Raw genomic sequence first — 2,462 nt, 5'->3', positions numbered from 1 at the left:
CATAAGCGGCCTTCAATTTGACCGCTAAGCTACGAATTCAAATCCGTTTCATTCTAAAGGACTGCTTAAAAGACTGTATTTCAATAATTTCAAAGACCGATTAGCTAACTTTTATTGGACAGTAGTGTAATCTTATATCTAATACTATGAAAAACACATTTATATAACACAACAAATTGGGATTTTGTTCATGCAGATGAGGATAACTTTTGCATAAAAATGAGCGGGTCGTTTTATTCTATATCCGGTTTGCACTATCTTTGCAAGAAAATATGTAGAATATGACCGAATATAAGTTTGATGAAGATAGCGTTAAATCGCTGATAGCTTGGGCAGAAAGTACATCTTTCCCTCAAAGTGTAACATTATCTGATGCTGAGAACATAGTGGATGTAAAACGCTTTGTGCAAGCTAACTTGAGTGATATAGATGCACATTATCCTGATGTATTTTATAATCCTGCCATCACGCGGCTATATCGGCTGAAGGAGTATATGGAAGAGAACCAATAAAGAATTGGCGCTGATTATGCGGAAAACTACGAAATGATTATGAAACCTGTGTTGTTCCGCATAACCAGTGCCGGATTTTATGAAATCATCTGGGCTATGACTCCATTATAGCTTTATCTTAAGTATCTTTCCTCCATATCCTTCGACGGACACATTGGTAGCCTTGTAGGGAAGCAGACTTATGCTTTCTTCTTTTCCGCTGAGCAACTCCGTAGCTTTGTGCTGGTCTATTTGCGGTATTTGCAAGAAGTCGAAAGCATGTGAAGGAATATTAATGGCAAGGTCTGCTGAGATATGGTCGAAGTTCACGACGAACAGCAGCAGGTCTCTCTCAAATTTGCGCAGGAATGTATATTGCTTATGTTCATTAAAGCGCCATCCGTTGACATTGGCATACATCAAATCGAAGAAATCTCCCTGGGAAATAGCTTTTTCCTCATTGCAAAGAGTCAGCAACCGTTTATAAATGCTGTATAGGTGTTTCTGGTCTTCCGTCAGCATCTTACCGTCAAACTTGCCGCCATTGCGCCAGCGACGGATAGCATCTACACTCCAATAGTCGAAGATGGTGGTACGTCCGTCCCGACCGCTGAAACCTTCACTATCCATGCCCAGCTCACCAAACTCCTGACCGAAATAAATCATCATCGGATTGGTGTTCATGCAGGCTGATACAATGAGTGCCGGAATCGCCTTGCGCGGGTTACTGGCAAAAAAGTCGGAAGCGATGCGTTGCTCGTCATGGTTTTCCAGGAAGTTCAGCATGCGTTTTTCTATACCTCCCAGACTTTGCCAAGAGCGGGTGATGGCAGTTGCCGATTCATATCCGCAAGTAACAGCTCGTAATGTATCATAAAGTCCTACTTTGTCATATAAATAATCAAATTTGCCACGAAACAAGTAATTTTTGTATTCTCCCGGGTTATAGACTTCGGCTATAAACAGCAGAGAGGGATATTGCTCCTTTACCTGCGGAATTGCCCATTCCCAGAATTCTACAGGAACCATCTCGGCCATATCGCAGCGGAAACCGTCTATATCCTTTCCCGCCCAGAATAGCATGATATCCAGCATCTTGGCCCATGTGTCGGGAATGGGGTCGAAATGGCAAGTTCCGCCGTTCTGATAATCCACTCCATAATTCAACTTTATAGTTTCGTACCAATCAGTGATGTTTGGATAAGCGTCAAAACGGTTGTTTCCGGTAGCTTTTGCCGGAAACTCCCTATAAGGTTCGGCGGCTGCACCTTTCATGTCAAATTGGCCATGCAGTTCCGATTTCGGGATATAATAGAAGTTATTATATGGGCTGAATGCATAGTTGGTATCATCGTTTGAACCCAGTTGTGAGGTGCCATCCGGCTGGGCATCCGAGTGATATTGACGAGCTACGTGGTTGGGAACGAAATCTATGATAACCTTCAGACCGCTTCGATGAGTGCGCTGCACCAGATTCTCAAACTCTTTCATACGTTCCGGTACATCCTTGGCAAGATCCGGATCTACATCATAATAGTCCTTGATGGCATAGGGAGATCCGGCTTTACCTTTCACAATAGCCGGATGGTCGGGTTGGATATTGTGACGGCGGTAGTCAGTTTGCGTAGCATGCTCGATGATGCCCGTGTACCAGATATGTGTAGCGCCAAGTTTTTTGATTTCCCCCAACGCCTTGGCTGTAAAGTCAGCCATCTTGCCGCATCCGTTTTCGGTGATGCTGCCATTATTGATGCAATGGTTATTGTTGTTTCCGAATAGTCGGGTGAACACTTGATAAATAATCAATTTGTTTTTGTCATTCATTTCTTTGTTTTCTATATTATTAATACTTCGTTAAAATTACAGTTGATCCGTTGAAAACAAATGAGTTAGTAAATAATATTTAGTATAATAAAATAGGCCAAGTGGCTGATTTTCATTATCTTTAATGGTATCCTACCACACATTAAA

The 2,462-nt window shown here is 42.2% G+C and carries 2 protein-coding genes; one reads left to right on the top strand and one right to left on the bottom strand.

What is annotated here, in order from left to right; translation table 11 throughout:
- Positions 1–281 precede the first annotated feature (281 nt).
- Complete coding sequence (locus HU824_RS19275; protein ID WP_136010812.1) at positions 282–512, top strand: hypothetical protein; 231 nt, start codon at positions 282–284, stop codon at positions 510–512.
- 105 nt (positions 513–617) lie between these two features.
- Here the strand turns inward: HU824_RS19275 and HU824_RS19270 are convergent, their stop codons facing one another.
- The gene (locus tag HU824_RS19270; protein WP_136010813.1) at positions 618–2,315 is read right to left on the bottom strand and encodes an alpha-amylase family protein; all 1,698 of its coding nucleotides are present in this window, start codon (positions 2,313–2,315) and stop codon (positions 618–620) included.
- Positions 2,316–2,462: the final 147 nt, after the last annotated feature.

It is taken from the genome of Bacteroides sp. L10-4, assembly GCF_013373675.1.
Taxonomy (GTDB): Bacteria; Bacteroidota; Bacteroidia; order Bacteroidales; family Bacteroidaceae; genus Bacteroides; species Bacteroides muris.
This window is presented reverse-complemented; position numbering and strand designations above follow the sequence as displayed.

Bases quoted from the DNA above. Each gene is read 5' to 3' on its own strand.
- HU824_RS19275 (WP_136010812.1), top strand. From the start codon at position 282: ATGACCGAATATAAGTTTGATGAAGATAGCGTTAAATCGCTGATAGCT.
- HU824_RS19270 (WP_136010813.1), bottom strand. From the start codon at position 2,315: ATGAATGACAAAAACAAATTGATTATTTATCAAGTGTTCACCCGACTA.